This window comes from Enterocloster alcoholdehydrogenati, from assembly GCF_013282095.1.
Lineage (GTDB): Bacteria > Bacillota > Clostridia > Lachnospirales > Lachnospiraceae > Enterocloster > Enterocloster alcoholdehydrogenati.
Genome location: NZ_BLTJ01000013.1, coordinates 21608 through 47859 on the forward strand (window position 1 = coordinate 21608; position 26252 = coordinate 47859).

Sequence of the window (26252 nt, forward strand, 5' to 3'; positions counted from 1 at the left end):
ACCGTAGTCCTTTTCTTTATTCAGAAAGGAGCAGACAATGCAAGTATTAGACAGATTAAAATTAGAATTAAGCAATCAGCAGTATTTTGCAGATGAGCAATACAAACAATTTTTATCCGAGAATGACTTAACATCAGAGACAGAATACAATAAAGCAACCATGCAAAAGAATTTACTTAATACAGTAGTAGATGTTTTGGAAGCAGTTGCAAATGATATAGATACCATGCGTACCATTAGTACCGAATTTGCAAATATTGGAGAAGCATATCAATATATAGAATTGCGTATTCAGCAGAATAAAGATAAGATAGCAGCCATTCCAGATCCAGAAGAAGAAATAAGTGCATTCAGTTTAATGTTTACTCGTGGTGGAACGAAAACTTATGGTGGATATGTTGGAAGTATTGATAATGATACAATTAGTAATTTAAAATAAGGAGCAAATTATGGAAATAAAGAAACAGCCTTATGTAAAAATAAATCGTACTAATTATTTAGACGAAGATGGATTAGATGCATTATGGTTAAAAATAAAAGAATATGTTGCTTTACATGATGGAGGTGGAGATGGGATTGATTTAACCAAATACACCACCAAAGAAGAATTAGCAACAGAATTGAGTAAATACTACGATAGAACAGAAATAGATAATTTACTCAGCACTATTAATCCAGATGTAGATTTAAGTAATTATTACACCAAAGAAGAAGTAGATGGAAAAATACCAACAGTTCCAACAAAATTATCTGAACTGGCTAACGATACTAATTATTTAAAATACCAAGTAGTATCATCACTTCCAGAACAGCAAGAGGAAGGAGTGCTTTACCTTGTTACTAACTGATTATAAAAGTATTTATATTGGAAATAAACTGGTTAATGAATCATGGTTAAATGGATATAAACTTTATCCTGCTGATATTCCAAGCAATAATCCGTTTGATAAATATAGTTGGGCTGAAATACAGATAATGGTGCAAAACGAAACTGCAAATACTGTATTCTCATTAGGTGATAAAGTAACTTTAAACTGTGGAGTATATGGCAAGCATATATTCAGAATAGCAGATTTCACTTATGCTGGTTTGCCGACAATGGTTTTAATGTGCACAGATTCATTAATGACAGACCAAGTATATTCAACGGGTTCATCTACATCAAAATTGTATTCATATTCATCTTCGTATTGCAATGTAAGACAAAAAGTAGATGATTTTTGTAATAATCAATTACCAGAAGAACTTAAAAATGTATTAGCATTGAGGACTGTGCGTTATATGGATAGTTCAACTTCAGTATCCTCTGGATTATATAAAGGCACAATACCATCTATTGATGAAATTTCAGACACTACAGCATACTATAAGACGTTAGGAAATGGGATGCTTGCATGGTTTAACGAGAACCTTACTACTTGGAAATACCCCAATGTATTTTGGACAAGAAGCAGACATTCTAATTATTCCACTGCCCTTATTTGTACTCATCAAGAAAATATTATATTAAATTATGGACAGAAAACTCAACAGGCAATTGTTCCTATGATTTTCGTCGGGTAGGAAAATAAAAAAATCCCTTGACAAGATTCCTTGCTTGTGATAAACTAATTGAGCATTAGGAAGTCCCACAAATAACAAGGTGAGAAATCCTATGAAAAGGTTTAATATGCCTAGGTAGAATCAAGGTTTACGAGGTGTCACTGCTCAGTTGGTAGAGCAGAGGACTGAAAATCCTCGTGTCGTTGGTTCGATTCCGACTTTGGGCATTTTTTAATTTAATAAGGGCGTGTAGCTCAGTCGGTAGAGCACTTGACTTTTAATCAAGTTGTCCCGGGTTCGAATCCCGGCACGCTCATAATTTTGAAATAGCGGAAATCCTTATGCAGAGGTTTCCGCTATTTTTGGTATATATAAGTAATCAGGGATAGAAAGGTGTACAGATGAGCAGAAGAAGAAAATCAGATTCAAATGGTAAAACGGTGTTCTTGATGGTGCTGGCAGGGATTTTTCTGGCGGCAGCAGTATATGTAGTGGTTCGTGTAGCCGGGGCTATCCATAAGGATTACAGCCAGATTGAGTGGTCCTCAGAGCATAAGACAGAAACAGCCCAGTCCATTGAGATTGAGGAAGAGGAGAAACTGGGATGGAACGAGATGGAAAAGGGCTGGAAGTATAAACTGTCCGATGACTCTTACGCAGCAAATCAGTGGCTGGAAGTGGATGGATTTTTATATTATTTTAATGAAGACGGAATTATGGCTCAGGGGCAGTGGGAAGCTGATGGGCAGATATATACCTGCCATGATGTGAAGGGATATTTGAAGAACATCCAGACTGATTTGGATTATGTACCAGATGATATGGGAGAGAATCTGGACAGTCTTGTAAGAACCAATGCGTTCTGGTGCTATTTGGACGATGAAGATACAGGGATTTTTAAGACAATCCTGTATCGGAAGGCAGTGGAGAATAAAACAAAACCTTTGGGAGATGAAAATGCTCCTGAAAAAACCACACGGTATTCTATGAGGGCAGATGGCGATTATGTTTATTACCTGCCATTGGTAAAGGAAAGTGATAGAAGTAAGCTTACAGAGGCGGAGAAAAGCCTTTGCGGACGTTTGGTGAGGATGATACCAGGACAGAACGTAAAAGAGATAATTGCCGAAGATGTGGACGGTTATTTGATTTTGGATGGAACAGTTTATTATGCTCAGGGCGGAAAGATACACTCTTCTCAGTCGGGAACAGAAATGGCGGTGGGAGATGTGGCTGGCAGTGTGCAGATCAATGATGGGAACTGTTATCTGGTGGACAGTCTTGGAAATACGATCATTCCTAAGAATGGAGCTGCGGTGGAAATCGGCGACAGGAGCTATCGGCTGGAGGAAGATGGACAGATCCGCTATGTGAAACGCCGGACGGTGTCTGTAAATGGCAATTCATACGAGCTGAAGGGAAGCGGCAGCCAGATGGCAGTTTCCATTGAAGCAGATGGAAATACAAAGGATAAAATTACAGGCGAATATGGTGTACAAAGCTTCTGTATTGTGGATAATTCCATTTATTTCTGCGCTTATGTGGACAGAGGAACAAATGGAGAATGGTACAGCCGAATTTTTCGAACGGATCTAAACGGCGGATCAAAGACTGCAGTCAGCGGAATTTTTGCAGGAACAATTTCTAACCTGTATTATTTTGAGAACGAGGGAGAAATGTACGGAGAGTATTATCCTGAAATATGGAAAAATGCTTATGGTGTAATTGTAAATGTGGGAAAGGACGGAAGTGTCTACAGGATCAGTGATAAAAGTGCGAGGAAAGGAAAGAATACCAGTGGAAATGATATGCTGGAGCTTGTGACGGTTCAGGATGGGGAACTGATTTGTCTTTGGAATGACTGTAACTGGAGCAAAGAGACAGGAGTCACTAAGGTACTCTGGAGTAAAGCTATAGAGTTTCCTGTATCTTCTAAAACATCAGTGGAAACGGTTTCAAGTCTGCCAAAAGAAACAGTGTCTTCCACAAAAGAAGAATCCAGGGCGGCAGTGGAGACAGTGCCTGTGAATCCTGAACGGACAATGGGGGGAAAGACATCCGGTTCAGCACAGACCACGGCTTCGCCAAAACAGGATACAGTGCTGGGAACAGACGCACCGGGAAAGAGTACACAGACGCAGCCAGCAGAAACAAAAGCAGATGAGGTAAAGATTGTACCTTTGGGATAGGAAAATTAGAACATTCTGTATTTTGTGGGATATTTTTTAGTCGGTCAGTCATCCGATTGAATAATAGCAAAATAGGTGTTTTCCAGGCGTGATTTGTCTGGCGGAAAACACCTATTTTTCTGTTATTGTTTCATGCAGTAATGGGATCAATCCTCATCAAAATCAACCACTACATAAAAGCCGCGGGCATTTTCACGGATGTCCTTTACAATACCATATTCAGATTGGATGCGGTCTCTGGCGACAAAGCAGCCGGACATGGCGACGGCAGGGTCGATAATGTAGCTATAGCTGCTGGTCCCCTCCCGCTCAATAATCTTTACCTTATCGCCGGGGCTTACAAGGCCGGGACGCTCCATTTTAAATTCAACGGTTCTCATATTTTTGTATTTCCTTTCCGGTTTCTTCGCAGACCTGTTTGATGTATTCACTGAGGCTGTGATCGCCGCAGCCTGCGATAAAGTGATTGCAGCGGTTGACGGGAATCAGTATTTTGTAAGCAGCGCTTTGGCCAATGGCCGCTGCCATGGCGGGTGTAATTTCTCCCATAAGAGCATCTGCGATCACGATGCCAATGGGACCAATGATAATGTCTGCGGTTCTTGCTCCTACGATTACGGGATTTTCGCCGGTGGCGCCGTAGTCGGCTCCGGCTTTCAGCATGGCAGATGTGGCAATACTGTTGGTGCCGATGGCGTATATCTCAAGTTCGGGAAATGTCTTTTTTAACTGCTCAATGACGGATCGTCCCATTCTTCCGCCCTGGCCGTCTATGATAACCAGTTTCATTTGTGAAAATACCTTCTTTCTGATAGGGGTCAAATAGTGTCATAACAGACGATGGATATGGCTGTTGTTACCATACGATCTTATCAGAGATTGGAAGGAAAGTAAACGGGGATAGTGAAATGGAAATAAATGCAGGTCTTGACAAATAGCCTTTAGATGCTATAATCAGAATTAAGCAGAAATGCAAGATGCTTTGAAGGAACCAGTAATCTGCAGGAAACAGACAGAGAGCAGCCGGGCGGTGGAAAGGCTGTGTGGAGATTGCAGATGAATACCAGTCCTGAGCTGTGTCAGGGATACCGTTTTTATGGCCGCACATTTGGAACGGCAGAAAGATGGGAGAAATGGCGCCGTACCCCGCGTTAAGGGATCAATGAGTGAAAATCAAGGTGGAATCGTGTATATGCACCCTTGGACATGGAAATGTGTCCAGGGGTCTTTTTATTTGCGGTAAGCGGCAGGGCAGGCCCGTGCCTGTATGCAAATCTGACAGACTGCCGTAATAACGGGAAAAGCCTTGGAGATGCACATTTTCTAAAAAATCAATTGCGCCCTTTATAAGTAGGGGATTACCAGTCAGAAAGGAGTTTTACCATGAAAATCATTTTACCAGACGGAAATGTACAGGAGGCAGAGGACGAGTTAAGAGCCATCCGCCATACTGCTTCCCATGTACTGGCTCAGGCTGTAAAGAGACTGTATCCGGAGGCAAAGTTAGCCATCGGACCGGCTATTGATGACGGCTTTTACTATGACTTTGACAGAGAGGGCGGATTTACGCCGGAGGATCTGGAGAAGTTAGAGGCTGAGATGAAGAAGATCATCAAAGAGAATATTCCCTTAAAGCCATTTACTCTTCCGAGAGACGAGGCTATTAAGCTTATGCAGGAAAAGGGTGAGCCTTATAAGGTAGAGCTGATTGAGGATCTGCCGGAGGGAGAGGTGATCAGTTTCTATCAGCAGGGAGAGTTTACAGACCTGTGTGCAGGCCCTCATATCATGTATACAAAGGGCGTAAAGGCATTTAAGCTGACGAGTATCGCAGGCGCTTATTGGAGAGGCAGCGAGAAGAACAAGATGCTGACCAGAATCTACGGAACTGCATTTGCAAACAAGGAGGATCTGGAAAGTTACCTGACCATGCTGGAAGAGGCAAAGAAGCGTGACCACAGAAAGCTGGGCAAGGAACTGGGCCTGTTTATGTTTACAGAGGAAGGTCCAGGTTTCCCATTTTTCCTTCCAAAGGGAATGACGTTAAAGAATACCCTGATCGATTACTGGAGGCAGATCCATTTAAGAGAGAATTATCAGGAGGTTTCTACTCCTGTGATCTTAAGCCGCAGGCTGTGGGAGACTTCCGGTCACTGGGATCATTATAAGGATAATATGTATACTACTGTGATCGATGAGGAAGATTACGCCATTAAGCCAATGAACTGTCCAGGCGGTATGCTTGTATATAAGTCTCAGCCCCGTTCCTACCGGGATCTTCCTTTAAGAGTGGGAGAACTGGGGCTGGTTCACCGTCATGAGAAGAGCGGACAGCTTCACGGCCTGATGCGTGTACGCTGCTTTACTCAGGATGATGCTCATATCTTTATGACTCAGGAGCAGATCACTGAAGAGATCAAGAATGTTACAAGGCTGATTAACGAGGTTTATACCCTATTTGGTTTTGAGTATTTCGTAGAGCTGTCTACAAGACCGGAGGATTCCATGGGATCTGACGAGGATTGGGAGCTGGCTACCAACGGCCTTAGAAATGCTCTGGAGGAAATGGGCTTAAACTACATTGTAAATGAGGGTGACGGCGCATTCTACGGTCCCAAGATCGACTTCCATCTGAGAGATTCCATCGGCCGTACATGGCAGTGCGGAACCATCCAGCTGGATTTCCAGCTGCCGCAGCGTTTTGAGGCTGAGTATGTGGCAGAGGACGGCACAAAGAAACGCCCGATCATGATTCATCGTGTATGCTTCGGTTCCATCGAGCGTTTCATCGGTATCCTGATCGAGCATTTCGCAGGCAAGTTCCCTGTATGGCTGGCTCCTGTTCAGGTAAAGGTAATCCCTGTATCTGAGAAGTCCATGGAATATGCATCTGGTGTATATGAGAAGTTAAGAGCTGCTGGTATCCGCACCGAGCTGGATCACAAGGATGAAAAGGTAGGATATAAGATCCGTCAGGCACAGCTTGAAAAGGTACCGTTTATGCTGGTACTGGGCGAGAAGGAGGCTGCTGAGGGCGCAATTACGGTAAGAAGCCGCGATAAGGGCGATCTGGGAAGCGCACAGCTGGATGAATTTATCGCAAATGTGAAGAAGATGGTGGAGAGCAGGGAGAGATAAAACTGTCTTTGGTCTGGGGGAAAAACCACTGATGTGAGAGCGGGCAGAAAGTCTATGGCCGGTACTCCGGTTTTTCCACTAAAAAGAAAATAAATGCTGTATAAAAAATACCCTGAGCGGTGAAAGGAAACTGCTTGGGGTATTTTTAAATTTCACAAGACAAACCCCCCAATATGGAGTATTATAATACCATAGAATAAACAAGCAGAAAGCAGGTGGAAATTGTGAAAATCGCGGTAATCGGATACAGCGGTGCGGGGAAATCGACGCTGGCGAAGAAACTGGGAAAGTTGTTTCGGTGTCCGGTGCTGCACCTGGATCGGATTCAGTTTGAACCGGGCTGGAAGGAGCGGGACCGTGGGGAAGCCAAAAGGATGGCAGAGGAGTTTCTGGATGAGAATGAGAAACGCGGCTGGATCATTGATGGAAATTATACCGGTTTCAGTCAGGAACGCCGGTTAAAAGAGGCGGATCTGATTGTTTTTATGAATTATCCCAGGTGGATCTGCCTGTGGCAGGCGCTGATGCGTTCCCATATTTATAGAGGAAGAACAAGAGAGGATATGGGAGATGGCTGTATTGAAAAAATGGATTGGGAATTTGCCTGGTGGATTCTCCACAAGGGGAGAAACAGGAGAAAACGGCGTCAGTACCGAGAGATTATAGAGCGTTATCAGGAGAAGGCGCTGGTGGTGAGAAACCGGCGTCAGCTGCGCAGGGTCATGATACAGATGGTGGAGCGGCGAAAGGACAGGCTGAGCGCAGGCGGGGGAGGAAGAAACGCATGAGGGAAGAGGAACTTCTCATTCATCGTCTGAAAAGGTATGAAAGGTCAGATATGTACCCGTTTCATATGCCGGGGCATAAGCGGCTGAAAGGGGGAGCTGAATATGAAACGTGGTTTCAGAATGGAATGGCATTCCCAAATCCCTTTGAGGTGGATATTACGGAAATAGACGGTTTTGACAATCTGCATCATGCCGAAGGCATTTTAAAAAAATCAATGGAGTGGGCGGCCGGGCTATATGGGGCAGACCGGACCTGGTATCTGATAAATGGAAGTACGGCGGGACTTTTATCTGCAGTCTGCGGCTGCGTACCTCCAGGCGGGCGGATCCTTATGGGGCGCAACTGTCACAAGGCGGCGTATCATGGAGTCTATCTTCATCAGCTTCAGACCTCCTATGTTTATCCACAATCTACGGGAGAATGGGGGATTCAGGGCGGAATTTTGCCGGAGGATGTGGAAAAGTCCCTGAAGGAACAGCCGGATATCCGGGCAGTGCTCATCGTATCGCCTACCTATGACGGGATTGTGTCGGATGTGAAGGAAATTGCCAGGGTGGTTCACCAGGCGGGGCTGCCGCTGATTGTAGATGAGGCCCATGGGGCCCATTTTCGGTATAGTGAGGTATTTCCGCAGTCTGCCCTGGAACTGGGGGCGGATGTGGTAATTCAAAGCGTCCACAAGACTCTGCCCAGTCTGACACAGACGGCGGTGCTCCATATGAAATGCAATCGTTCTGATAAGGGATTCTATATGGACATGGAGGCAGTGGAGCGGTATCTGCAGATCTTTCAGAGCAGCAGTCCTTCCTATGTTCTGATGGCATCCATTGAAAACAGTATATTCCAAATGGAGAGGCTGAGGGTAAGCGGCGGCCTGAATTATTTTACAGAGGCTCTTTTACAGGTGCGGGAGCGTCTGGCAGCTATGAAATGGCTGCGTCTGGCGGGAGATGAACTGAAAGGGAGCTGCGGTATTTTCGACGTGGATCTGTCAAAGATTGTGGTATCCACAGGATATGCGCCCTTTGATGGAGAGCATTTGTCAGAGATTCTCAGGAAACAGTACCATCTGGAAATGGAAATGTGCGGGGCGGATTATGTGACGGCCATCACAGCGGCAGGTGACAGTAAAATGGGGCTGGAGCGACTGGAAGCTGCGCTGCTTGCCATTGATCAGGAAATAGAAAAGAGCAGTTTTGGCGTATGTGAAAAAACCAAAATGCTTGAATCGGAGCAGAAAAAGAAACATTCGGTATCTGGAATGGATGAAACAAAGGAAACAGGACCCATGGGTGTATATACAATACCGGCTCGAACGGTATGCACGGTGCGGGAGGCTCTGGACGCAAATAAGGGGAGAATCCCCCTTGAAGAAAGCGCCGGGCGGACGGCTGGGGAATTTGTATATATTTATCCGCCGGGAATCCCTCTGATTGCTCCGGGGGAGTGTATAACGGATCAGGTGCTCACGGTGGTTTTAGATTATATAAAAAAGGGCCTTCCGGTACAGGGACTGTCGGATACGCAGAGGAATACTATCTTGTGTGTTGAGCAATAGGAACAGGAGCGTTAAAAATGGGATATATATTTTACGTTATGGGCAAAAGTGCCTCTGGCAAGGATACAATTTATAAGGAGCTGGTGCGCCGGCTGCCGGAATACGGCACGGTGCGGATGTATACCACCCGGCCGATCCGGGACGGGGAACAGGATGGCGTGGAGTATTATTTTACAGATCAGGCGCATCTGGATCGGCTGGAAGGCCAGGGAAAGGTGATTGAGTGCCGGACGTATGATACGGTGTTCGGGCCATGGAGTTATTTTACGGCCGATGACGGTCAGATCGATCTTGACCATGGGAATTACCTGATGATCGGAACGCTGGATTCCTATGAAAAAATGGTAAAATATTATGGAAAAGAAATACTTGTCCCCATATATATCTATGTGGATGATGGAGTCCGGCTGCAGCGGGCCCTTGACCGGGAAAAATCACAGAAGTCGCCGAAATACACGGAAATGTGCAGGCGGTATCTTGCAGATGAGAATGATTTTTCCCCGGAACGGCTGACGCAGTGCGGTATCGCAGGAGGATATGAAAATGGGGATCTTAATACTTGTATCTGCTCTGTTTTAAAGGATATAGAGGACAAAATGAAGCCGAAACTCTAAGGGAGTCAGGGCTCATTTTATAAATATGTGACAGCCATATCAGGCTGCAGGCAAAAGGGAAGGAGATAAGAAGCATGAAGAAAATTGGTTTTATCGGCGTTGGCATTATGGGAAAATCCATGGTGCGGAATTTGAGAAAAGCTGGATACGAGGTGGCGATTTACACCCGTACGAAGTCGAAGGCAGAGGATGTGATCGCAGAGGGAGCCGTGTGGTGTGATACCGCAGCAGAGTGTGCAAGAGGCCGTGACGCGGTAATCACCATTGTGGGATACCCAAAGGATGTGGAAGAGGTTTATTTTGGAGAAAACGGCATCCTTGCAAATGCAGAACCGGGAACTTATGTAATTGATATGACCACCACCAGTCCCAAGCTGGCTGTGCGGATCTGGGAAGCGGCAGAGAAGGCCGGACTTCATGCGATCGATGCTCCCGTTACCGGAGGCGACACGGGCGCAAAGGCAGGTACGCTGACCATTCTGGCAGGAGGAAAAGAAGAGGACTTTAATGCCTGTGTGCCTGTATTTGAGGCGATGGGAAAGAATATTAACTATGAAGGCAAGGCGGGAAACGGACAGCATACGAAGATGTGCAACCAGATTGCCATTGCCGGAGCGCTGGCGGGCGCCTGCGAGGCCATGGTTTACGCAAAGAATGTGGGTCTGGATGTGGATACCATGCTGAAGTCCATTTCCACCGGGGCAGCGGGAAGCGCCCAGATGAATAATGTTGCATCCAAGGCGGCAAAGGACGATTATGCTCCCGGTTTTTTCCTGAAACATTTCATTAAGGATATGGGAATTGCCGACGAGGAGGCCCTGGCAGCAGATACGAAGTTAGGCGTGCTGGAGGACGTGCTGGCAATGTCAAGACAGCTGGAGGCAGAAGGGATGGGAGACCTGGGAACGCAGGCGCTGATTAAGTATTACAGGTGGTAGAAAATCCTATAAAGGATCAAATAAAAAGCCCGGAGAAGAAGCTCTGGGCTTTTTCAATCATCTGGCAGACGTTTTAAAGTCTGCATAAAAGAGCGTGTACCGCTGCAGGCGGCAGCCCTCTCATATTCTTACATCCTCAGCGCTGTGGGTTTCTTTTTCATGTATCTTAAGGGGCATCATCAGATGGTGTATCATGATCTGATATGCTTTGGGGCCATCGCCTGCTTTCAGTGCGTCCAGATATTGTCTGTGTTCATCCACAGTACCCTGGATACGGCCTTTCACGGCCAGGGCGTCCTGGGAGGTCAGGCGGATCAGGTAGAGAAGGCGCTGGAAGATCTGGTTAAACTCATCATTTTCCATATAATTAACCAGCAGGAGATGAAACTGGTGGTCATAGTGGATAAAGCTTTCTAATTTATCCTCTTTATTCAGGGAGGATTCCATGGACAGAAGGGACTGTTCCAGGCTGTGATACAGCTGCTGCTTTTTTTTTGTATGTGCCTGAGAAGCGATCTGGTTGGTGCAGAAGCCTTCGATGGCACACCGGATCTCAATGCTGTCTTTCATGTCCTTTTCGTTTAACTGCCGGATCATAAAGCCTTTGCTGGGAATGATCGTAATATATCCATCCTGGCTTAAGCACTGCAGCGCCTCTCTCATAGGCGTACGGGAAATGCCGATCTGGGCCGACAGCTTTGTTTCCGAATAGAGTCGGCCCGGCTCCAGTCCGCCGGATAGAATACTGTTTTTAATGGAATCATATGCCTGCGTCTGCAGGAAACTTTTCTCTTTCATAAAATACCTGTACCTTGTCTGAAGTTCTGGATTATTTCTGAGTAACGGTTCAGGAAGATGCCCCATCCTGAATCGTTGCATTTCTGAAAATATTTCAGCCGAACCATCATTTTTATAGTTTCATCTTAAGTCAAAGCTGTTTGTCTGTCAAGAATATCCCCGGATTATGGAAGAAACAGGAGGTCATAGGATGATTTATGAAGAGAAGCGTCGAGTTAAAAATTGCACAAAATAATTGTTATAATTTTGTCTATAATGCTGTTTGATCGAATCTTGACAGTATACCGATGTGCCGGTATACTGGCTTATAGACAGATATATAAAGGGAAGTAAAAGCCTGCCTGGTATGGGCAGGGAGAGCTTCTCAGAAATTATTACAATTTCAAGGAGGAAAATAAAATGTGTGTTTATGAAATGGGAAATTTAAGAGTTGTTGATCTTTCTAAGATCCTGGATCCGGCTACAGAGACAAGAAGATGTCATCTGTTCCGTTTCAACACAGGCGGCCCAATCCCGGATTACCATACCAATATGGATCTGATGAGCCATCTGGGTACTCACTGCGAGTGTCCTTATCATCATGATGATAACTGGCCGTCTGCAGCAGACCTGCCCTTAACCACCTTCCTGGGCCGCGCTGTATATGTTGATTTCAAGGAAACGGTTGCAAAGAGAGGACACATTACAGCAGCTGATTTAGACCGTGAGGCCAAGAAGGTTAAGGAAGGCGATATTGTGATCATCGATTCCTCCTACAAGCTGTATCCATTTACACCGGATACAAATACAGAGAAGGATCAGCGTCTGTTAGTAGGTGCTGAAAGCGCGCAGTGGTTCAAGGATCACAAGGTAAAGGCAGTGGGATTCGGTGATGGTGTTTCTATTGAAAACTGCAATGAAGATGTGAAGCCGTTCCATGATATCCTGATGGCAGAGAACATTGTGTTCCTGGAGGTATTAAGAAATCTTGAGCAGTTAAAGAAGGATGTATTCTTTATGAGCTATTCTCCGCTTCCAATCAAGGGACTTGATTCCAGCCCTGTACGTGCATATGCAATCGAGGGCCTGGCTGAGTTTTCTGAATAATACAGGAACGTTAGATTAAGGAGAGATTATGAGAATTGCCGTGATCGGTGCGGGAGCAATGGGGTCTATCTATGGAGGCCGTCTGTCCCAGCACAATGAAGTTATATTAGTAGATACCAATGAAAAGGTGGTAGATCAGATCTGTAAGAATGGCCTTAAGATTGATGAAAATGGAACGACCGACTGTTATCATCCTGCGGCGCTCTGCGATACGTCCAATGAGAAGCCGGCAGATCTGGTGATCCTCTTTGTTAAGGCATTATTTTCCAGAAGTGCTCTGGAAAATAACCGCTCTCTCATTGGGCCGGATACCCGTCTGATGACACTTCAAAACGGTGCGGGACACGAAGATCTTTTAAAGGAATTTGTGAATGAGGACCGTGTGATCATTGGAACAACAGAGGATAACGGAGCAGTCCTTGATTTTGGCCATGTAAGAAGAGGCGGAACCGGCGTTACCAATGTAGGTATGCTGACAGAGGATAAGGACGGATTTTTAGGCCGCCTGAAAGAGACGTTTGACAGCTGCGGCTTTGAGGTGCGGATACATGAAAATATTCAGTATCTCATCTGGGACAAGCTGTTTACCAATGTATCTCTGAGCGCTCTGACGGGTATTCTGCAGGTAGATATGGGGTATATCGCCGCAGACGAATATACCTGGAAGCTGTGCCGTCAGCTGATCCATGAAACGATCCTGACAGCGGCTGCCGCAGGTCTTGAATTTGATGAAGAAGCTGTAGCCGAAAAGGTGAAAAAGACATCTCTGAACAATCCTTCCGGCTGTACCTCCATCCGGGCGGATCTGAGAGATGGCAGACGTACAGAAGTAGACACGATCAGCGGCGCGGTAGTGCGCGCTGCAAAGAAATACAATGTAGAAGTGCCGGGGCACGAATTTGTGGTGAATCTGGTACACGCTATGGAGGGAAGAGGATAAAGGAAGTTCTCTGAAATGATAAAAAGCAGGCTGCTGCATAAGAACAACGGCCTGCTTTTTTCATAGGGATCAGAAAAATCCGAAACGCTTTTTGGGAGACGGCGGCAGATGGACGGCCTCCAGCAAATAGAGGTACATCTGTTTCATGGTTTCAGGATCCACCCATTCAGGCGTGTCCCGGCAGCCTCCGTGCATGGTGGAGGATACCTCCATCTGCTCCATGATCATATGAAATTCAGGAGGTCTTCCCAGGATTCCTTCTCCATATGTGGCAAGGGTCTTAAGGTATTGAATATCCCATCTGGGAACCATCGAAAGGCTCAGCACTGGTATGTGAAGCCCCCGGAAGGATACATCATCACTGGGCGGAAGATACTTTAATAGCTGCCCGTGGTATTTCTCCAGAAGTTCTTTCCGGCAAAAGGGCTGCATGACCGTCTTTTTTTCGTGGCCCTTTCCGCAGATGGCCAGAGTGTCGCCATAGCCGCAGACGTCCAGATTGATAATTCCTGTGAGACAGGATCGGTCCATAGAGGCAGCATAGAGCCTGCTCCCGGCGTTTCCGGTTTCTTCGCCGTCAAAGAAAGCAAAACGGGCAGGGAAGTCCTCCTCCTTCAGTTTTTTTGCCAGGTCGATGAGAATACACAGGGCAGCGGCGTTGTCATTGGCTCCGCTGCTGCCGGGCACAGCATCGTAGTGGGCGCAGAAAAGGAAGGAAGGCCCGCTGTTCCAGGGTGACACAAGATAGTTTCGTATCCCTCTGGGATTGCCCATGGAGGCGTCCTCCTCCTGCAGCGTGAAGTTCAGTCCCTCCTCAAGGAGGATCTCTGACAGCGCTGTCTGGCGGCTGTCAGGATCCTTTTGAGAAAGGCGTTCCAGGTGTCTGTTGATCATCATAATGTAATCCTCGTGTTTAACGAAAAGGGCTGTTACAGAGGCGTGTGTCTTATAAGCAGGCGTCCATGGGAACCTTTACCACTATTTTTCGTATGGGGGCCGCTGTACTGCCGGACTGTATGGCCGGAATGTGCACATCCCATGGGAAATATATGGCATAAGTACCTACATTCATTGCAATTCTGCCTTCAGCGGTGTCTGGATCGTTGTGATAAAACAGGATATCTCTTGGAGTATCCAGAAGATCCTCATCTGTCTGATACGATCCGTTGTCACTGTAAAAACCGGCCTCCTCCGGGCCTCCTGCAGCCAGAAACTGCACATCGATATTTTTACGGTGGATTTCCGGGCGCAGAGTTTCTCTGGGAGACGTGGTAAGGTCGAGAACCTGGAGAATGGCGGGAACGCCGTCCAGGCTGATGTCAAATTTACCTGGCTCATGATTGGCCAGATCGGTTTCCTTTAGAAAGCGCAGGGCGCTCTGAAGCGGTTTTGGAAGAATTGCTGTTTGCTGCTCAAAAAATTCGTTGTTGATGTTTCCGTAGATCATGGTAGGTTCCTCCTTGATAATTGTATAATAAATGCCTGAAGACAGCAGAAACGTCTGCTACTGCATGGATGTCAGGCCACCGTCGACACATAGTATCTGTCCGGTTACAAAGGATGCGGCGTCGCTGCACAGGTAAAGGGCGGCGGCCGCGATATCCTGTTCCTTTCCTATGCGTCCCAGAGGGATGCGGTCGGTCAGTTTTCTGTAAAATACGGGATCATCCAGCTGAAAGGAATTGATGGGGGTATACACAAAGGTAGGGGCGACGGCATTACAGGTAATGCCGTATTTTCCCCATTCACAGGCAAGCTGTCTGGTGTACATATTTACCGCGCCCTTGCTGGCACAGTATGCAATATAATGTTCGGTTGTTCCGATAAAGCTTTTTACGGAGGAAAGATTCAGGATACGTCCATATTTGTTCGGGATCATAAAACGTGTCCCCACCTTCCTCGTTATGCGGTGAAGGGCGTGCACATTCAGTTCCATTACTTCCTGAAACGTTTCATCATCGTAGCTTTCTGCGGGGAGCAGACGGTTGATTCCGGCACAGTTGACCAGGATATCTATGGAGCCAAAGGCCTTATCCACCTCATCCAGCATATGATCAGCGCTGTCGGAACAGGTGATGTCACAGGCGAGAGAAAGGAAGGGCCTGTTGAGCTTTTTGGCATAGTCTGCAGCAGGGGCCGCTTTTTCCGGATGGTTGCTGCATACAGCTACCTGAGCACCTTTTTGAAGAAATGACAGGGCTACAGCGCTTCCCAGCCCTCCGGTGCCGCCGGTGATCAGTGCTGTTTTGCCATTGAGAGAAAACAGTTCGTCATAATTGGTCATAAATGTATACCGCCTTTCCTGAATATGGATCAGTCCTGTAGGTCTGTGACGCCGCTGCCGACGCCCTCCTGGCTGGCTGCAGTGAAATACTGTGGGTTGTGTGACTTTAAAGGCGCTGCCAGCAGAAGCATTCTGGACATATGGTGGGAGTAGATCTCACTGGCATTGTCATAGTCGCGGGCTGCAAGGGCATCCGTCAGATCGGTCAGTTCACACAGGAAACCTTCCACAACCGCTGTGCTTCCTGCAGCCAGATAGAGAAGCCGCTGCAGATCCACATCTGCTTTCTGGAGGGAGATCCAGATCAGATCCATATTGCCTGCCAGCACATAAAGCTGTCTGTAATACTCAGATAATATCCGGGCGGACTGCGTCAGATCTCTGCGGGATATATGATGGCGAAGCTGTCCAAGCTGGTGATACAGGATTTCCAGCTGTGTTTTGGAAACCTTTTTAATATATATGGACTGGATCATAGAAGTCCCAAGTTTGGTATGGAGCCATACCGCCTCCTCAATACGCTGCTGATCGATCTTAGAGACAAATGCTCCCCGGTTTGGAATAATATCTACCAGATTCTCACGGGAGAGCTTAAAAAAGGAATCATGCACAGGGGTTCTGCTCATATCCAGAGAGGCTGCGATATCCGCTTCGTTCATTTTCTGGCCCGGAAGAAGCAGAAGTTCTAAAATACATTTTCTGATGATGCGGTAAGCGTACTGCCGGGCGTCCTCAGAAGGATTGCGGGCAGGAAAACTCTGCTCACGAAACAGAAGCAGGGAAATATAAATCACCTCTCTTTCTTTAGGGGTTAATTATAGAATATCATAGCGTGTCAAAATGTAAAACCCGTCATAACTTGTATGCAATCTTAAATCAGGGAATCTTCTTTTATATATTTTACCATTATTTGTGAAAAAAGCAACCAATAAATAAAAAAATAACAAAGATTATAACGAAAATGTTAAAAAAAGGTTGCACTAATAAAGAAAATATGATATTTTGTATATATTGATAAAATGCAGTTGAGCTTAAAAAGAGGCGATACAGCAAACTGAAATGCAATTTTAAAGTTTGCTTGTATGCAATCTGGATGGCTGTATGGAAGGGTTTATTGCCTGCGGTTGCATTTCAAATACTGTGCTGGATAAAGGAGTTGTGCCGGATGATGGACAGAGGAGAGATTCTGGAGGGAGCCAGACCGCAGAATGAAGCCTATGAGGGTTTAAAACATCAGATACTCAGCCTGGATATAGAACCGGGAGAGATGCTGAGTGAAAGCATTTTATCATCTCAGATGAATGTGGGCCGACCGCTGATGCGGGATGCGCTGGCGCAGCTGGCTGAAGAAGGATATGTTATGGTTTATCCTCAAAAGGGCACGGCGGTCACTATGATCGATCCGGAGCGGGTCAGACAGGCGGTACATACCCACATTGTACTGGAGCAGGCGGTGCTTGCCGAGGCTTGTCAGCAGGGACTTACCGGTGCACAGCTGGAATATCTCGAATGCATACTGGAAGAGCAGAAGCGAAGGGGAGATGATGCGGTTAAACGCATGATCCTGGAACGGCAGATGAGCAACGCTCTGGCAGCGTTCTGTGGAAAGAAATATATGTTAGATGTGTTTCGTACCATGGACTGCGATATGCTCAGAGTGAAATGCCTGCATTACAATACATTTGGTTTCCCTGCGCAGATGTTTCCGCCCTCAAGCTGGGAATATACCCAGGTAGAGGGAAGGATGCTGGTAGACAATCTGAGAAGAAGGGATACAGATGCCGCATGGCTGCTCTGTTCCAACCATTTCAAAATGGTTCTTCTCCACATGGATTCGCTCAGGGGAATCTATCCACAGTTCTTTTCCGGATGAAGGGGAGCGGGCAGTAAAACTGCCGGAGGCTTTGCAGTCCGGATAGAAAATACACCTATTTAAAATGGAAGGGGATGAGGTCTGAAGATATCGTTGGAGAGAGGGGATTTGACAAAAACAAAAAACAATGTGTAGTAGTAGGGAAAAAAGATACAAGGAGGAAATACCATGGAATATATCATTGGTATCATTTTATTGCTTACGTTTTTTGGCTTGGCATACTACTGTATCAAGGGCCACAACCTGATGATTGGTTTCCTGATCATCACAATCGTCTGGACAATTCTCCCGCTGGGAGGAACGCTTTTCGCAAGCCAGGCATTCCTGGAGTCCAATCCGGTTCTTCAGTTTGAGGGCGTAAAGGGTCTGGTTAAGATTCTTAACAGCATTTATCAGAGTGCTCCTGAGGGCTGGGGTACAACTCTTGTAAATGTGTGCTGGGGCGCATGGTTCGGTCGTGTACTGATGGAAACAGGAATTGCGTCTACTCTGATCCGTAAGACCGTGGAGCTGGGCGGAGACAAGCCTCTTGTTACCATTACCCTGTTAAATGTTGTTACAGCGATTATCTTTACTGCAATGACCGGCGCAGGCCCTGTAATTGCAATCGGCGTTATCGTTCTTCCTATTCTGATGTCCTTAGGTATTCCGAAGGCGATTGCGATGTTCAGCTTTATGGGTTCTGTTGCAGCTGGTATTTATCTTAATCCGGTTAACTTTGCACAGTACCGCGCATTCTTTATCCAGCCGGATCAGATGCCTGATTTCACACTGGGCTGGTATGTATCACACTGGGGCTTTGCCGCATTCCTGATCATGTTAGTGGCTACCACGATCCTTTCTGCAATCTATCTGAAACGGTCAAAGACCAGCCACGCATGGGCAGCTCAGGGCAGGAGCGCATCTGCTGAGCAGAAGAATGCTCCGTTCTATACGCTGATTCTTCCGATCGTTCCGGTTATCTTAAAGATCTGGCTGGATTTCTCCGTAATCGGCGGCTTTGTGATCGCAGGCTTTGCAGCGCTTTTCCTGTGCGGAAGAATGAAGGGAACTTTCAAGGAGAACTGCCAGCTGGTAAATAAGTTATATTATGACGGTGTAGTTGATACAGCCCCTCTGGTAGGCTTCCTTCTTACACTTCCAATGTTCAATGCAGTTGCTTCCTTTGCATCTCCTTACTTTAGAGTAATTCTTGGCGGAGTAATGCCTAAGAGCGAGCTGGTGGTATGTATTGCGTTTGCGGCTCTTCTGGTTATGGGTCTGTTCCGCGGACCGATGACACTGGTAGGATGCGGCGCGGCTACGCTGGGTGTTCTTTCAAATGTGGCCAATTTCTCAGTGCCGTTCTTATACGCTGTATTTGCCATTCCGACCATCACTGTAACCATCGGATGTTGTATCACACAGTCCTGGGTTGCATGGGGACTGGCATATACAAAAGTGGATTCCAAGGACTTCCTGAAGCTGTCCATTCCTAATGCGTATGTAACAGGCGTGCTTCAGTATGTAGCGGCGTTTGTAATGCTTGCCGGACTTGGTGCTGAATGGTTTATCAAATAATATCAAACTCTCTTAAAACAATGTATATCTGAAAATGCGGGGGCGCCCTGAGTGCTCCCCGCATATCCCCTGATCCGTTTTTATCAGAAAGATCCAGAATAAGAAAAAGCAGAAAGGAATAAAAGAGTATGGCAGAACGTAAACACAGAGCTGTCCGTATGGGTATCGACGTAGGAGGAACTTATACAAAGTGCGTCGCAATGGATAATGAGACTCATGAAATTATTGGAAAAAATGAAGTAAAGACTACCCACGATGATGAAAATGGCGTTGCTGCCGGCGTAGTTCAAAGCTTTAAAAACTGTATGCGCGAGAACGGCATTGCGCCGGAGGATGTAGTATTTGTCGCGCACTCTACAACCCAGGCGACCAATGCATTTATCGAGGGCGATGTGGCAAATGTCGGTATAGTAGGCGTGGCTGGAGGAGGCCTTGAAGGATTTCTGGCAAAGCGTCAGCTTGCTCTGAAGGATATTGTTTTAGATGAAAAGGTCGGCAGAATGATAAAGGTATTCAATACGTTTATCAAGAAGAAAATGCTGACAGAAGATCTTATCAATCAGAATATCGATGACCTGTTAAACCAGGGAGCGCAGGTAATCGTTGCCTCCATGGCGTTTGGTGTGGACAGCATGGATGAGGAAATTATGATCCATGACTGTGCGGAAAAGAAAAATGTGCCTGTTAGTATGGCTTCTGATATTACAAAGCTGTATGGCCTTACAAGACGTACCCGTACAGCGGCAATCAATGCTTCGATCCTGCCAAAGATGATGGCGACTGCAAACGCAACGGAATCTTCGGTAAGAGAGGCAGGTGTTACAGTTCCTCTTATGATCATGAGAGGCGACGGCGGCGTTATGGAAATCGGCGAGATGCGCAAGCGCCCGATTCTAACCGCGTTATCAGGCCCGGCCGCTTCGGTTATGGGTTCTCTTATGTATCTGCGTGCTTCCAATGCTATTTACTTTGAGGTAGGCGGAACTACTACCAATATCGGCGTCATTAAAAATGGTCGTCCCGGTGTGGATTATGCTCAGATTGGCGGACATGATACATATATCAGCTCTCTGGATGTGCGTATTCTTGGATGTGCCGGCGGTTCTATGGTGCGTATCAATGACAGGGAGGTTGTAGATGTTGGCCCGCGTTCCGCTCATATTGCCGGTTGCGAATATGCGTGCTTTACCCCTGAGGAAGAGATTGTTGATCCGCAGATTGAGATGGTAAGTCCGAAACCCAGCGATCCCGCAGATTATGTAACCATTCGGTTAAAAAACGGAAAGCGCATCTGCTTTACGAATACCTGTGCGGCCAACGTTCTGGGACTGATCGATGAAAAGTATTTTGCCCACGGAAATGCCAGCGCGGCGCGCAAGGCAATGCAGCCGGTTGCAGATAAAATGGGCATCACTGTGGAGCAGCTGGCGACACAGATTCTGGACAAGGATTTTGAGAAGGTTAATGCCTGCATCAATGCTCTGGCTGAAAAATATCAGCTGGATCATGACAGTATGAAACTGGTGGGCTGCGGCGGCGGCGCGGCTTCTCTGGTACCGTATTGCGCGGAAAAGATGGGACTCCAGTATGATATCCCGGAGAACGCAGAGGTAATTTCCTCCATTGGTGTTGCTCTTTCCATGGTACGCGACGTGGTGGAGCGTGTGATTCCCAGCCCGACCCAGGAGGACATTCGCGAGATTAAAAAAGAGGCTGCGGATGCTGCGGTAAGCTCCGGCGCTTCGCCGGATACAGTGGAGGTGCATATTGAGATCGACAGCCAGACCGGAAAGGTAACGGCTATCGCAACAGGCTCCACGGAGGTTAAGACCACAGACCTGCTGAAGGAATGTGACGAGAACGAGGCGAAAGAACTGGCAACTCAGGACTTTGGCCCCAAGGTAAGCCAGATTCGGCTTGCAGAGAAAACAGATAAATTCTATGTATATCAGGGCGAGCGGGATGGAAAGCAGCCCATTCGTATCGTTGATAAAAAGGGATTTATCAAGGTACAGTGCTCAAACGGCAAGGTTGTAAAATGCGCTGTACAGGATTATAAAGAGGTTGTAGAGTCCATCTGGAAAGATGTAGCCGTATTTAAGACAGACTCTATTCTGCGCCCTGACTTCTTTGTATGTGTAGGCCCGCGTGTAGGCGATTACAGCGCGGTTGATCTGGAGCAGATCTTCCTTCTGATGGATCTTGATCTGGGCGACAGAGAACCGGAGGAAGAGATCATTATTGTAGGCTCTGTTACGGAGATCTGATAGACTATGAAAAAAGAGGAATTTCGGAGAGCTTTAAAGCCCATAGCGGATGGCCTCTTTGGAAAACAGGGTGCCGTAAGGTATGAACGTCCGCATTTTGCCGTCCGTCCCCTGGAGCGTATGCTCCGGGATCTGACGGCGATCCCGCTGGAAGATCAGTACGCGTATGCTTTTTCCAGAGAGCCTTTAAATGGAAAATTTAATGATGAGCAGCGGAAGAAATGGACGGCGCAGGCCATTGGCTGCGGACGGGAATATGCAAAAAAAATCTGCAGTTCCTATGGCGTCACAGCGCCTGAGGCACTGGCGCAGGCCATGGGGCTGGAGGTGTTATACCCTTCTTTTCCTGAGAATGCAGACAGGGTGTTGTTTGCGGAATTTCGCGAACCGGGGAACATCAATATTTATATGGATGCAGTAAAAAAGGCAGAAAAATTTCTGAAGCGTCCTGAGATAAAAGCGGTGCTGACCGACCGGCTGGATGTGGCCGGTCTGCTGCTGGCCCATGAGCTGTTTCATTTTGTGGAAGAGAAGTATAAAAAAGAAATCTTCACAAAACAGGAAAAGATCCGGCTCTGGTCTTTAGGGCCTCTTCATAATGATTCCTCCATCATTGCCCTCAGCGAGATTGCCGCTATGGCATTTGCGCAGACGGTCACGGGGATTTCCTGGTCTCCTTATGTAATGGACGTATTTCTTGTATATGGCTATTCGCCGGAGGAGGCCAGCGGCCTTTATGAGGAAATGATGATGTATGCAGGCAGGGAGCCATGTGCTCCTGAGCAGGAGACGCTATAAGGACAGAACAATAAAAGGAGAAAAGCTATGAGTATTCGAGTGGATTATGAGGATGTGAAAAAAACGGTAAAACAGGCCTTTTTGAATCTGGGTCTGACAGAAGAGCAGGCCGAGACCTGCGCTGTGATCCATACACAGTCCAGCGCAGATGGGGTAGAGAGTCACGGTCTGAACCGGATTCCACGCTTTGCGGAGTATGTGCAGAAGGGGTGGATCAATCTGGAAGGACAACCGCAGCTTACAGGTGCAAAAGGGGCGGTGGAGAATTACGACGGACAGCTTGGGATCGGCATTACAAACGCACTGTTTTGCGCTGACCGTGCAGTTGAACTGGCAAAGGAGCATGGAATCGGCTGCGTTGCTTTAAGAAATACAACCCACTGGATGAGAGGCGGCACATACGCCTGGAAGATGGCGGAAGCCGGCTTTATGGGACTGAGCTGGATCAATACAGAAAGCTGTATGCCCTTATGGGGAAGCGACAAGCCCAGCGTGGGGAATAATCCGTTTTGTATCGCGATTCCAAGAGAGGATGGCCCGGTTGTCCTTGATATGGCGATGAGCCAGTATGCGTACGGAAAGCTGGGAGTCTATCGTCTGGGGGGGAAGCAGCTTCCATATCCCGGCGGTTTTGATAAAGAGGGAAATCTCACCAGCGATCCCGGCGCCATTGAGGACAGCAGGCGGATCCTTCCTACCGGATACTGGAAGGGAAGCGGTATGGCTCTTGCCCTCGATATGGCTGCCGCCCTTATGGCAAATGGAAACTGCGGTACAGATATGGATGAACAGGATAAGGGAAGCTGTACAGGCTGCTGCCAGATCTTTATTGCCTATGATCCATATTTGTTTGGTTCCAGAGAGGAGATCCAGGCAATGCTTAATCGGCGGATTGCGGCTGCAAATGCGGCGCATCCGGAACGGGAGGGCGGATCTGTGACATATCCTGGCCAGCGTACCGTCTTGACACGGGAAAAGAGCATGAGGGAAGGCGTTGCCATAGACGAGGCCATTTGGAAACAGGTGTGCGCTCTGGCGGCAGGAGATATGGATACAACGGACATTGCAAGCAGATAAGAGGAGAGAGAACTATGTTTTTTTCAAATATAAAGATTGCTGAAAAGTATAATTATCTGGAAGAAAAATTTACCTGTGCATATAAATGGCTGGCAGAGACCGATCTTGCATCGCTGCCGGTTGGAAGCTATCCTGTGATGGGAAATACGGTAGTGGCCAATGTCCAGGAATATACAACCATTCCCGCCAGTGAAGGGGCTTTTGAGACCCATGAGAAATATTTTGATATTCAGTATGTGATAAGCGGAAAAGAGCAGTTTGGCGTATGTAAGAGAGATGGGCTTTCCGTTAAAGAGCGTATTGAGGAAAATGATCTTATTTTCTATGAGGAGCCGGACTTAAGCGGAACGGTTCTTTTGGAAGAAGGGGATCTGATTATCGTAGCACCGGAGGACGCCCATAAGCCAAGATGCCAGGCAGACGGGCCATGTCAGGTAAAGAAGGTAGTTGTAAAGGTGGCGCTGTAGGACCGCAGATCCCTTAGGAAAATGAAAAGTGGCTGAACGGCACGTCCGCTCGCCTGATCCAAAAATCCGAAGCATTCCCTGGTTTCAGGGCAAGGCTTCGGATTTTTTCCGTTCTTTGACACATACTGCTGACGGCATACAACAGATAATTATCCTTTTTTCAGACGCAGAGTAAAAACAGCTCCGCCCGACGGAGCATTTGCAGCATTCAGTGTGCCTCCCATTTTCTGTGCTGCTGAACGTGCGATTGCCAGCCCAATCCCGAAGTTGCCTCCCCTCCCTTTATAGCAGCGCTCAAAAATATGGGGCAGGTCTTTTTCGGATATTCCCTCTCCGTTGTCAGACACGGAAATACAAAGAAGTTCTTTCTCCACCGTGACGGAAACGGTCACAACAGTTTTGGCATAACGGATCGCATTCGTCAACAGGTTTTCCAGCACCCTGCAGATCAATTCCTCATCGCCGAAGGCACAGATTGTTTCATCAAAAGGCAGCAGAGAGACAGCAATCTCTTTTTTTAACGCAAGTCCATTGATCCGATCCAGACACTCTTCTATGGAATCAATGACAGTCACCGAATTAAGTACAGGGGAATTGGGATCTCCTTCCATTCGAGAGAGCGTCAGCAGACTGTTTACCAACTCGGTAAGCCGCTTGCTTTCTGTAAGAATCGTACGGGCGGCATCTTTGGGAGAGGCAAACCTTTCCTGCTCGATTCCCTGTGCATAGCCGCTGATGGACATGAGGGGATTTCGCAATTCATGGGAAACATTTTGGAAGAAATCCCGCTGGACCTCCTCAGAGTGTAGGAGCTGACGGGACATTTGATTCATGGAAAGACGCAAATCCTCTAACTCCTTTAGCTGAAAGGAAGGTTCGATCTCTGAAAAGCTGCCGTTTCCAATCTGTTCGGCTTCACGGCAAAGTTTATGCAGCGGATGCGTAATGCTGCGAATGGCAAGCCACAGAACCACAAATACGAGAAGGACAAAAACAGAGGAGATGATGAGCACTAAAATACTGGCATCCCGCACCCAGGAACCGATTTTGGACACAGGGCTGTAGGCTACAACGTATTTTGCCTGTGCGGATTCCATGGGCATTGTGTAAATATTGACCAGATAAGCCTGGCCATCGCTGCTTTTTAGTTCTGTGGAACCGTTTGCAAGTGAGGCTTTATTTTCCAGAATGTATTGTTTAAAATCGGCTGCAAGCGGTGTGATCATCTCCCGTTCCAGTTCATCGCGGGGATAAATAACCCGCATTCGTGATTCAAAAATGATCAGCTTGGCGTTGCCTGCGGTTTTACGCATATATGAGCTGATCTGGAAAAGAAAATTTCCTGCCGAACCAGCCGTGTCAGGAGATGGGGCAAACTCTCCGGGATCTATGTTCTGCATCAGAGGCAGGATATTCTGCTGCAGCCGATCCAGGTCATGAATTGCTTCCTCATACGCATATTTTTCGGCAGCGTGCTGAAAAATCAGACAGGATAGAGGGGGGAGCAGCAACAGTGCAGCCATTGTTGGCAGCAGGATACGGCAGAAAATAGTTTGCTTTTTCATGAAAGCTCATCCTCCAGTGCAAGCCGGAATCCAAATCCCCATACTGTTTCAATACGGATATTGCTTTGCTGTGTACGAAGTTTGCGTCTGAGACGTTTTACCAGGTCGTCCGTGGCCCGGGTGTCAGACTGCCAGTCCATCTTCCACAGCGTCTGTAAGAGCTCATCACGGCTGACGGCTCTTTCCTGATGGGCGATCATATATGAGAGAAAATCAAATTCCGTAGGTGTCAGGGTCAGGGGCTGGTTGTTCAGTATGGCTGTGTGCAGACCTGGAGAAAGCGTTAATGTTCCAAATGTCAGCTCACATGGAACGTCTGAAGGCGGATATGTATTTTGGCTCCGCCGCAAAAGAGCCCGTACCCGGGCAACCAGCTCCTGGGGAAGGAATGGCTTGATCAGGTAGTCATCGCTTCCAAGGGTCAGTCCTGTCACACGGTCGAAAGGACTGTCCTTGGCGGAAACAATGATAATCGGCAGATTGGAGTTTTCCTGACGCAGCTGGGAACAGATACTCAGGCCATCTGTGCCGGGCATCATAATATCCAGGATAACTAAATCAGGCGGAGATTGTCTGCAGGCGGCTAACAGCGAGTCGCCGTCCGAAAAGGCCTGAACAGAAAACCCCTCTTGTGAAAGAAAGAGGGCAATGAGATCACGGATGTTTTTTTCGTCGTCTGCAAGGTATACGGATTGAGGCATAGTAAACCTCCTTTATTTTTATTGAGTTTATTTATATGGCTATCATAGCATTTTGTGTATGCAAGGTA

General features: G+C 47.0%; 26 protein-coding genes and 1 tRNA gene. 18 read left to right on the plus strand and 9 right to left on the minus strand.

The window, feature by feature from the left end:
• Nucleotides 1–37: 37 nt before the first annotated feature.
• The 5 genes from HW447_RS14235 (at nt 38) to HW447_RS14255 (ending at nt 3731) form a co-directional block, all read left to right on the plus strand.
• Complete coding sequence (locus HW447_RS14235) at nt 38–439, plus strand: hypothetical protein (protein WP_176255791.1); 402 nt, start codon at nt 38–40, stop codon at nt 437–439.
• A gap of 10 nt (nt 440–449) precedes the next feature.
• The gene (locus HW447_RS14240) at nt 450–848 is read left to right on the plus strand and encodes a hypothetical protein (RefSeq protein WP_176255792.1); all 399 of its coding nucleotides are present in this window, start codon (nt 450–452) and stop codon (nt 846–848) included.
• Nucleotides 835–1563: a hypothetical protein gene (locus tag HW447_RS14245; protein WP_176255793.1), complete on the plus strand. Its 729-nt coding sequence runs from the start codon at nt 835–837 to the stop codon at nt 1561–1563. Before HW447_RS14240 ends, HW447_RS14245 begins: the two co-directional genes overlap by 14 nt.
• A 222-nt stretch (nt 1564–1785) precedes the next feature.
• Nucleotides 1786–1858: transfer RNA gene (locus HW447_RS14250), tRNA-Lys, on the plus strand.
• An 85-nt stretch (nt 1859–1943) separates the two neighbouring features.
• Nucleotides 1944–3731: a DUF5050 domain-containing protein gene (locus tag HW447_RS14255; RefSeq protein WP_176255794.1), complete on the plus strand. Its 1788-nt coding sequence runs from the start codon at nt 1944–1946 to the stop codon at nt 3729–3731.
• A gap of 146 nt (nt 3732–3877) precedes the next feature.
• Here HW447_RS14255 and HW447_RS14260 read toward each other — a convergent pair whose 3' ends face one another.
• Both HW447_RS14260 and HW447_RS14265 read right to left on the minus strand, forming a co-directional pair.
• On the minus strand, nt 3878–4111 hold the full coding sequence (locus HW447_RS14260) for a hypothetical protein (RefSeq protein ID WP_176255795.1): 234 nt from the start codon (nt 4109–4111) through the stop codon (nt 3878–3880).
• Entirely contained in the window at nt 4098–4520 is a 423-nt protein-coding gene (locus HW447_RS14265) for a DUF3842 family protein (protein WP_176255796.1), read from the minus strand. The genes HW447_RS14260 and HW447_RS14265 overlap by 14 nt, the downstream gene beginning before the upstream one ends.
• Nucleotides 4521–5114: 594 nt before the next feature.
• On the opposite strand from HW447_RS14265, the gene thrS reads away from it, so the two are divergent.
• The 5 genes from thrS to HW447_RS14290 all read left to right on the plus strand — a co-directional run bounded on the left by thrS (nt 5115) and on the right by HW447_RS14290 (nt 10768).
• Nucleotides 5115–6869, plus strand: coding sequence for a threonine--tRNA ligase (thrS, locus tag HW447_RS14270; RefSeq protein ID WP_176255797.1), 1755 nt, complete (start codon nt 5115–5117; stop codon nt 6867–6869).
• A 215-nt stretch (nt 6870–7084) separates the two neighbouring features.
• Nucleotides 7085–7657 carry a P-loop NTPase family protein gene (locus HW447_RS14275; RefSeq protein WP_330589223.1) on the plus strand — a complete coding sequence of 191 codons (573 nt, stop codon included), beginning with the start codon at nt 7085–7087 and terminating at the stop codon, nt 7655–7657.
• A complete protein-coding gene (locus HW447_RS14280) occupies nt 7654–9216 on the plus strand; it encodes an aminotransferase class I/II-fold pyridoxal phosphate-dependent enzyme (protein WP_176255798.1) in 1563 nt (520 codons plus the stop codon). Before HW447_RS14275 ends, HW447_RS14280 begins: the two co-directional genes overlap by 4 nt.
• Nucleotides 9217–9233: 17 nt before the next feature.
• Nucleotides 9234–9830: a nucleoside/nucleotide kinase family protein gene (locus HW447_RS14285; RefSeq protein ID WP_176255799.1), complete on the plus strand. Its 597-nt coding sequence runs from the start codon at nt 9234–9236 to the stop codon at nt 9828–9830.
• A gap of 74 nt (nt 9831–9904) precedes the next feature.
• On the plus strand, nt 9905–10768 hold the full coding sequence (locus tag HW447_RS14290; RefSeq protein ID WP_176255800.1) for an NAD(P)-dependent oxidoreductase: 864 nt from the start codon (nt 9905–9907) through the stop codon (nt 10766–10768).
• A gap of 120 nt (nt 10769–10888) precedes the next feature.
• Here the strand turns inward: HW447_RS14290 and HW447_RS14295 are convergent, their stop codons facing one another.
• Nucleotides 10889–11566 carry a GntR family transcriptional regulator gene (locus HW447_RS14295; protein WP_176255801.1) on the minus strand — a complete coding sequence of 226 codons (678 nt, stop codon included), beginning with the start codon at nt 11564–11566 and terminating at the stop codon, nt 10889–10891.
• Between the two features lie 399 nt (nt 11567–11965).
• Here HW447_RS14295 and HW447_RS14300 point away from each other — a divergent pair, with 399 nt between their 5' ends.
• Entirely contained in the window at nt 11966–12652 is a 687-nt protein-coding gene (locus HW447_RS14300) for a cyclase family protein (protein WP_176255802.1), read from the plus strand.
• A 28-nt stretch (nt 12653–12680) separates the two neighbouring features.
• Nucleotides 12681–13592 carry a ketopantoate reductase family protein gene (locus HW447_RS14305; RefSeq protein ID WP_176255803.1) on the plus strand — a complete coding sequence of 304 codons (912 nt, stop codon included), beginning with the start codon at nt 12681–12683 and terminating at the stop codon, nt 13590–13592.
• Between the two features lie 69 nt (nt 13593–13661).
• On the opposite strand, the gene HW447_RS14310 is transcribed toward HW447_RS14305, so the two are convergent.
• The 4 genes from HW447_RS14310 to HW447_RS14325 are packed head-to-tail and all read right to left on the minus strand — an operon-like array spanning nt 13662 to nt 16670.
• The gene (locus HW447_RS14310) at nt 13662–14489 is read right to left on the minus strand and encodes a M28 family peptidase (protein ID WP_176255804.1); all 828 of its coding nucleotides are present in this window, start codon (nt 14487–14489) and stop codon (nt 13662–13664) included.
• A gap of 49 nt (nt 14490–14538) precedes the next feature.
• Nucleotides 14539–15039 carry a YhcH/YjgK/YiaL family protein gene (locus HW447_RS14315; protein WP_176255805.1) on the minus strand — a complete coding sequence of 167 codons (501 nt, stop codon included), beginning with the start codon at nt 15037–15039 and terminating at the stop codon, nt 14539–14541.
• A 57-nt stretch (nt 15040–15096) separates the two neighbouring features.
• Complete coding sequence (locus HW447_RS14320; RefSeq protein ID WP_176255806.1) at nt 15097–15876, minus strand: SDR family NAD(P)-dependent oxidoreductase; 780 nt, start codon at nt 15874–15876, stop codon at nt 15097–15099.
• Between the two features lie 29 nt (nt 15877–15905).
• Complete coding sequence (locus HW447_RS14325; protein ID WP_243176311.1) at nt 15906–16670, minus strand: GntR family transcriptional regulator; 765 nt, start codon at nt 16668–16670, stop codon at nt 15906–15908.
• Between the two features lie 371 nt (nt 16671–17041).
• On the opposite strand from HW447_RS14325, the gene HW447_RS14330 reads away from it, so the two are divergent.
• The 6 genes from HW447_RS14330 (at nt 17042) to HW447_RS14355 (ending at nt 23918) form a co-directional block, all read left to right on the plus strand.
• A complete protein-coding gene (locus HW447_RS14330) occupies nt 17042–17749 on the plus strand; it encodes a GntR family transcriptional regulator (protein ID WP_176255807.1) in 708 nt (235 codons plus the stop codon).
• A gap of 168 nt (nt 17750–17917) precedes the next feature.
• Nucleotides 17918–19309, plus strand: a complete 1392-nt coding sequence (locus HW447_RS14335) for a citrate transporter (RefSeq protein ID WP_176255808.1) — start codon at nt 17918–17920, stop codon at nt 19307–19309.
• Between the two features lie 128 nt (nt 19310–19437).
• Complete coding sequence (locus HW447_RS14340; protein ID WP_176255809.1) at nt 19438–21576, plus strand: hydantoinase/oxoprolinase family protein; 2139 nt, start codon at nt 19438–19440, stop codon at nt 21574–21576.
• A gap of 6 nt (nt 21577–21582) precedes the next feature.
• Nucleotides 21583–22374 carry a hypothetical protein gene (locus HW447_RS14345; RefSeq protein WP_176255810.1) on the plus strand — a complete coding sequence of 264 codons (792 nt, stop codon included), beginning with the start codon at nt 21583–21585 and terminating at the stop codon, nt 22372–22374.
• A 27-nt stretch (nt 22375–22401) separates the two neighbouring features.
• Nucleotides 22402–23451: a 3-dehydro-L-gulonate 2-dehydrogenase gene (gene yiaK / locus HW447_RS14350; RefSeq protein WP_176255811.1), complete on the plus strand. Its 1050-nt coding sequence runs from the start codon at nt 22402–22404 to the stop codon at nt 23449–23451.
• Nucleotides 23452–23465: 14 nt separating this feature from the next.
• On the plus strand, nt 23466–23918 hold the full coding sequence (locus tag HW447_RS14355; RefSeq protein WP_176255812.1) for a YhcH/YjgK/YiaL family protein: 453 nt from the start codon (nt 23466–23468) through the stop codon (nt 23916–23918).
• A gap of 149 nt (nt 23919–24067) precedes the next feature.
• Here HW447_RS14355 and HW447_RS14360 read toward each other — a convergent pair whose 3' ends face one another.
• Both HW447_RS14360 and HW447_RS14365 read right to left on the minus strand, forming a co-directional pair.
• Nucleotides 24068–25483, minus strand: coding sequence for a sensor histidine kinase (locus HW447_RS14360; protein WP_176255813.1), 1416 nt, complete (start codon nt 25481–25483; stop codon nt 24068–24070).
• The gene (locus HW447_RS14365) at nt 25480–26184 is read right to left on the minus strand and encodes a response regulator transcription factor (RefSeq protein WP_176255814.1); all 705 of its coding nucleotides are present in this window, start codon (nt 26182–26184) and stop codon (nt 25480–25482) included. Before HW447_RS14365 ends, HW447_RS14360 begins: the two co-directional genes overlap by 4 nt.
• Nucleotides 26185–26252 lie beyond the last annotated feature (68 nt).

Bases quoted from the DNA above. Each gene is read 5' to 3' on its own strand.
- HW447_RS14365 (WP_176255814.1), bottom strand. From the start codon at position 26,184: ATGCCTCAATCCGTATACCTTGCAGACGACGAAAAAAACATCCGTGAT.
- HW447_RS14355 (WP_176255812.1), top strand. From the start codon at position 23,466: ATGTTTTTTTCAAATATAAAGATTGCTGAAAAGTATAATTATCTGGAA.
- HW447_RS14240 (WP_176255792.1), top strand. From the start codon at position 450: ATGGAAATAAAGAAACAGCCTTATGTAAAAATAAATCGTACTAATTAT.
- HW447_RS14285 (WP_176255799.1), top strand. From the start codon at position 9,234: ATGGGATATATATTTTACGTTATGGGCAAAAGTGCCTCTGGCAAGGAT.
- HW447_RS14235 (WP_176255791.1), top strand. From the start codon at position 38: ATGCAAGTATTAGACAGATTAAAATTAGAATTAAGCAATCAGCAGTAT.
- HW447_RS14360 (WP_176255813.1), bottom strand. From the start codon at position 25,483: ATGAAAAAGCAAACTATTTTCTGCCGTATCCTGCTGCCAACAATGGCT.
- HW447_RS14300 (WP_176255802.1), top strand. From the start codon at position 11,966: ATGTGTGTTTATGAAATGGGAAATTTAAGAGTTGTTGATCTTTCTAAG.
- HW447_RS14295 (WP_176255801.1), bottom strand. From the start codon at position 11,566: ATGAAAGAGAAAAGTTTCCTGCAGACGCAGGCATATGATTCCATTAAA.
- HW447_RS14310 (WP_176255804.1), bottom strand. From the start codon at position 14,489: ATGATGATCAACAGACACCTGGAACGCCTTTCTCAAAAGGATCCTGAC.
- HW447_RS14330 (WP_176255807.1), top strand. From the start codon at position 17,042: ATGATGGACAGAGGAGAGATTCTGGAGGGAGCCAGACCGCAGAATGAA.
- HW447_RS14260 (WP_176255795.1), bottom strand. From the start codon at position 4,111: ATGAGAACCGTTGAATTTAAAATGGAGCGTCCCGGCCTTGTAAGCCCC.
- yiaK (WP_176255811.1), top strand. From the start codon at position 22,402: ATGAGTATTCGAGTGGATTATGAGGATGTGAAAAAAACGGTAAAACAG.
- HW447_RS14255 (WP_176255794.1), top strand. From the start codon at position 1,944: ATGAGCAGAAGAAGAAAATCAGATTCAAATGGTAAAACGGTGTTCTTG.
- HW447_RS14320 (WP_176255806.1), bottom strand. From the start codon at position 15,876: ATGACCAATTATGACGAACTGTTTTCTCTCAATGGCAAAACAGCACTG.
- HW447_RS14265 (WP_176255796.1), bottom strand. From the start codon at position 4,520: ATGAAACTGGTTATCATAGACGGCCAGGGCGGAAGAATGGGACGATCC.
- thrS (WP_176255797.1), top strand. From the start codon at position 5,115: ATGAAAATCATTTTACCAGACGGAAATGTACAGGAGGCAGAGGACGAG.
- HW447_RS14315 (WP_176255805.1), bottom strand. From the start codon at position 15,039: ATGATCTACGGAAACATCAACAACGAATTTTTTGAGCAGCAAACAGCA.
- HW447_RS14305 (WP_176255803.1), top strand. From the start codon at position 12,681: ATGAGAATTGCCGTGATCGGTGCGGGAGCAATGGGGTCTATCTATGGA.
- HW447_RS14340 (WP_176255809.1), top strand. From the start codon at position 19,438: ATGGCAGAACGTAAACACAGAGCTGTCCGTATGGGTATCGACGTAGGA.
- HW447_RS14290 (WP_176255800.1), top strand. From the start codon at position 9,905: ATGAAGAAAATTGGTTTTATCGGCGTTGGCATTATGGGAAAATCCATG.
- HW447_RS14335 (WP_176255808.1), top strand. From the start codon at position 17,918: ATGGAATATATCATTGGTATCATTTTATTGCTTACGTTTTTTGGCTTG.
- HW447_RS14280 (WP_176255798.1), top strand. From the start codon at position 7,654: ATGAGGGAAGAGGAACTTCTCATTCATCGTCTGAAAAGGTATGAAAGG.
- HW447_RS14345 (WP_176255810.1), top strand. From the start codon at position 21,583: ATGAAAAAAGAGGAATTTCGGAGAGCTTTAAAGCCCATAGCGGATGGC.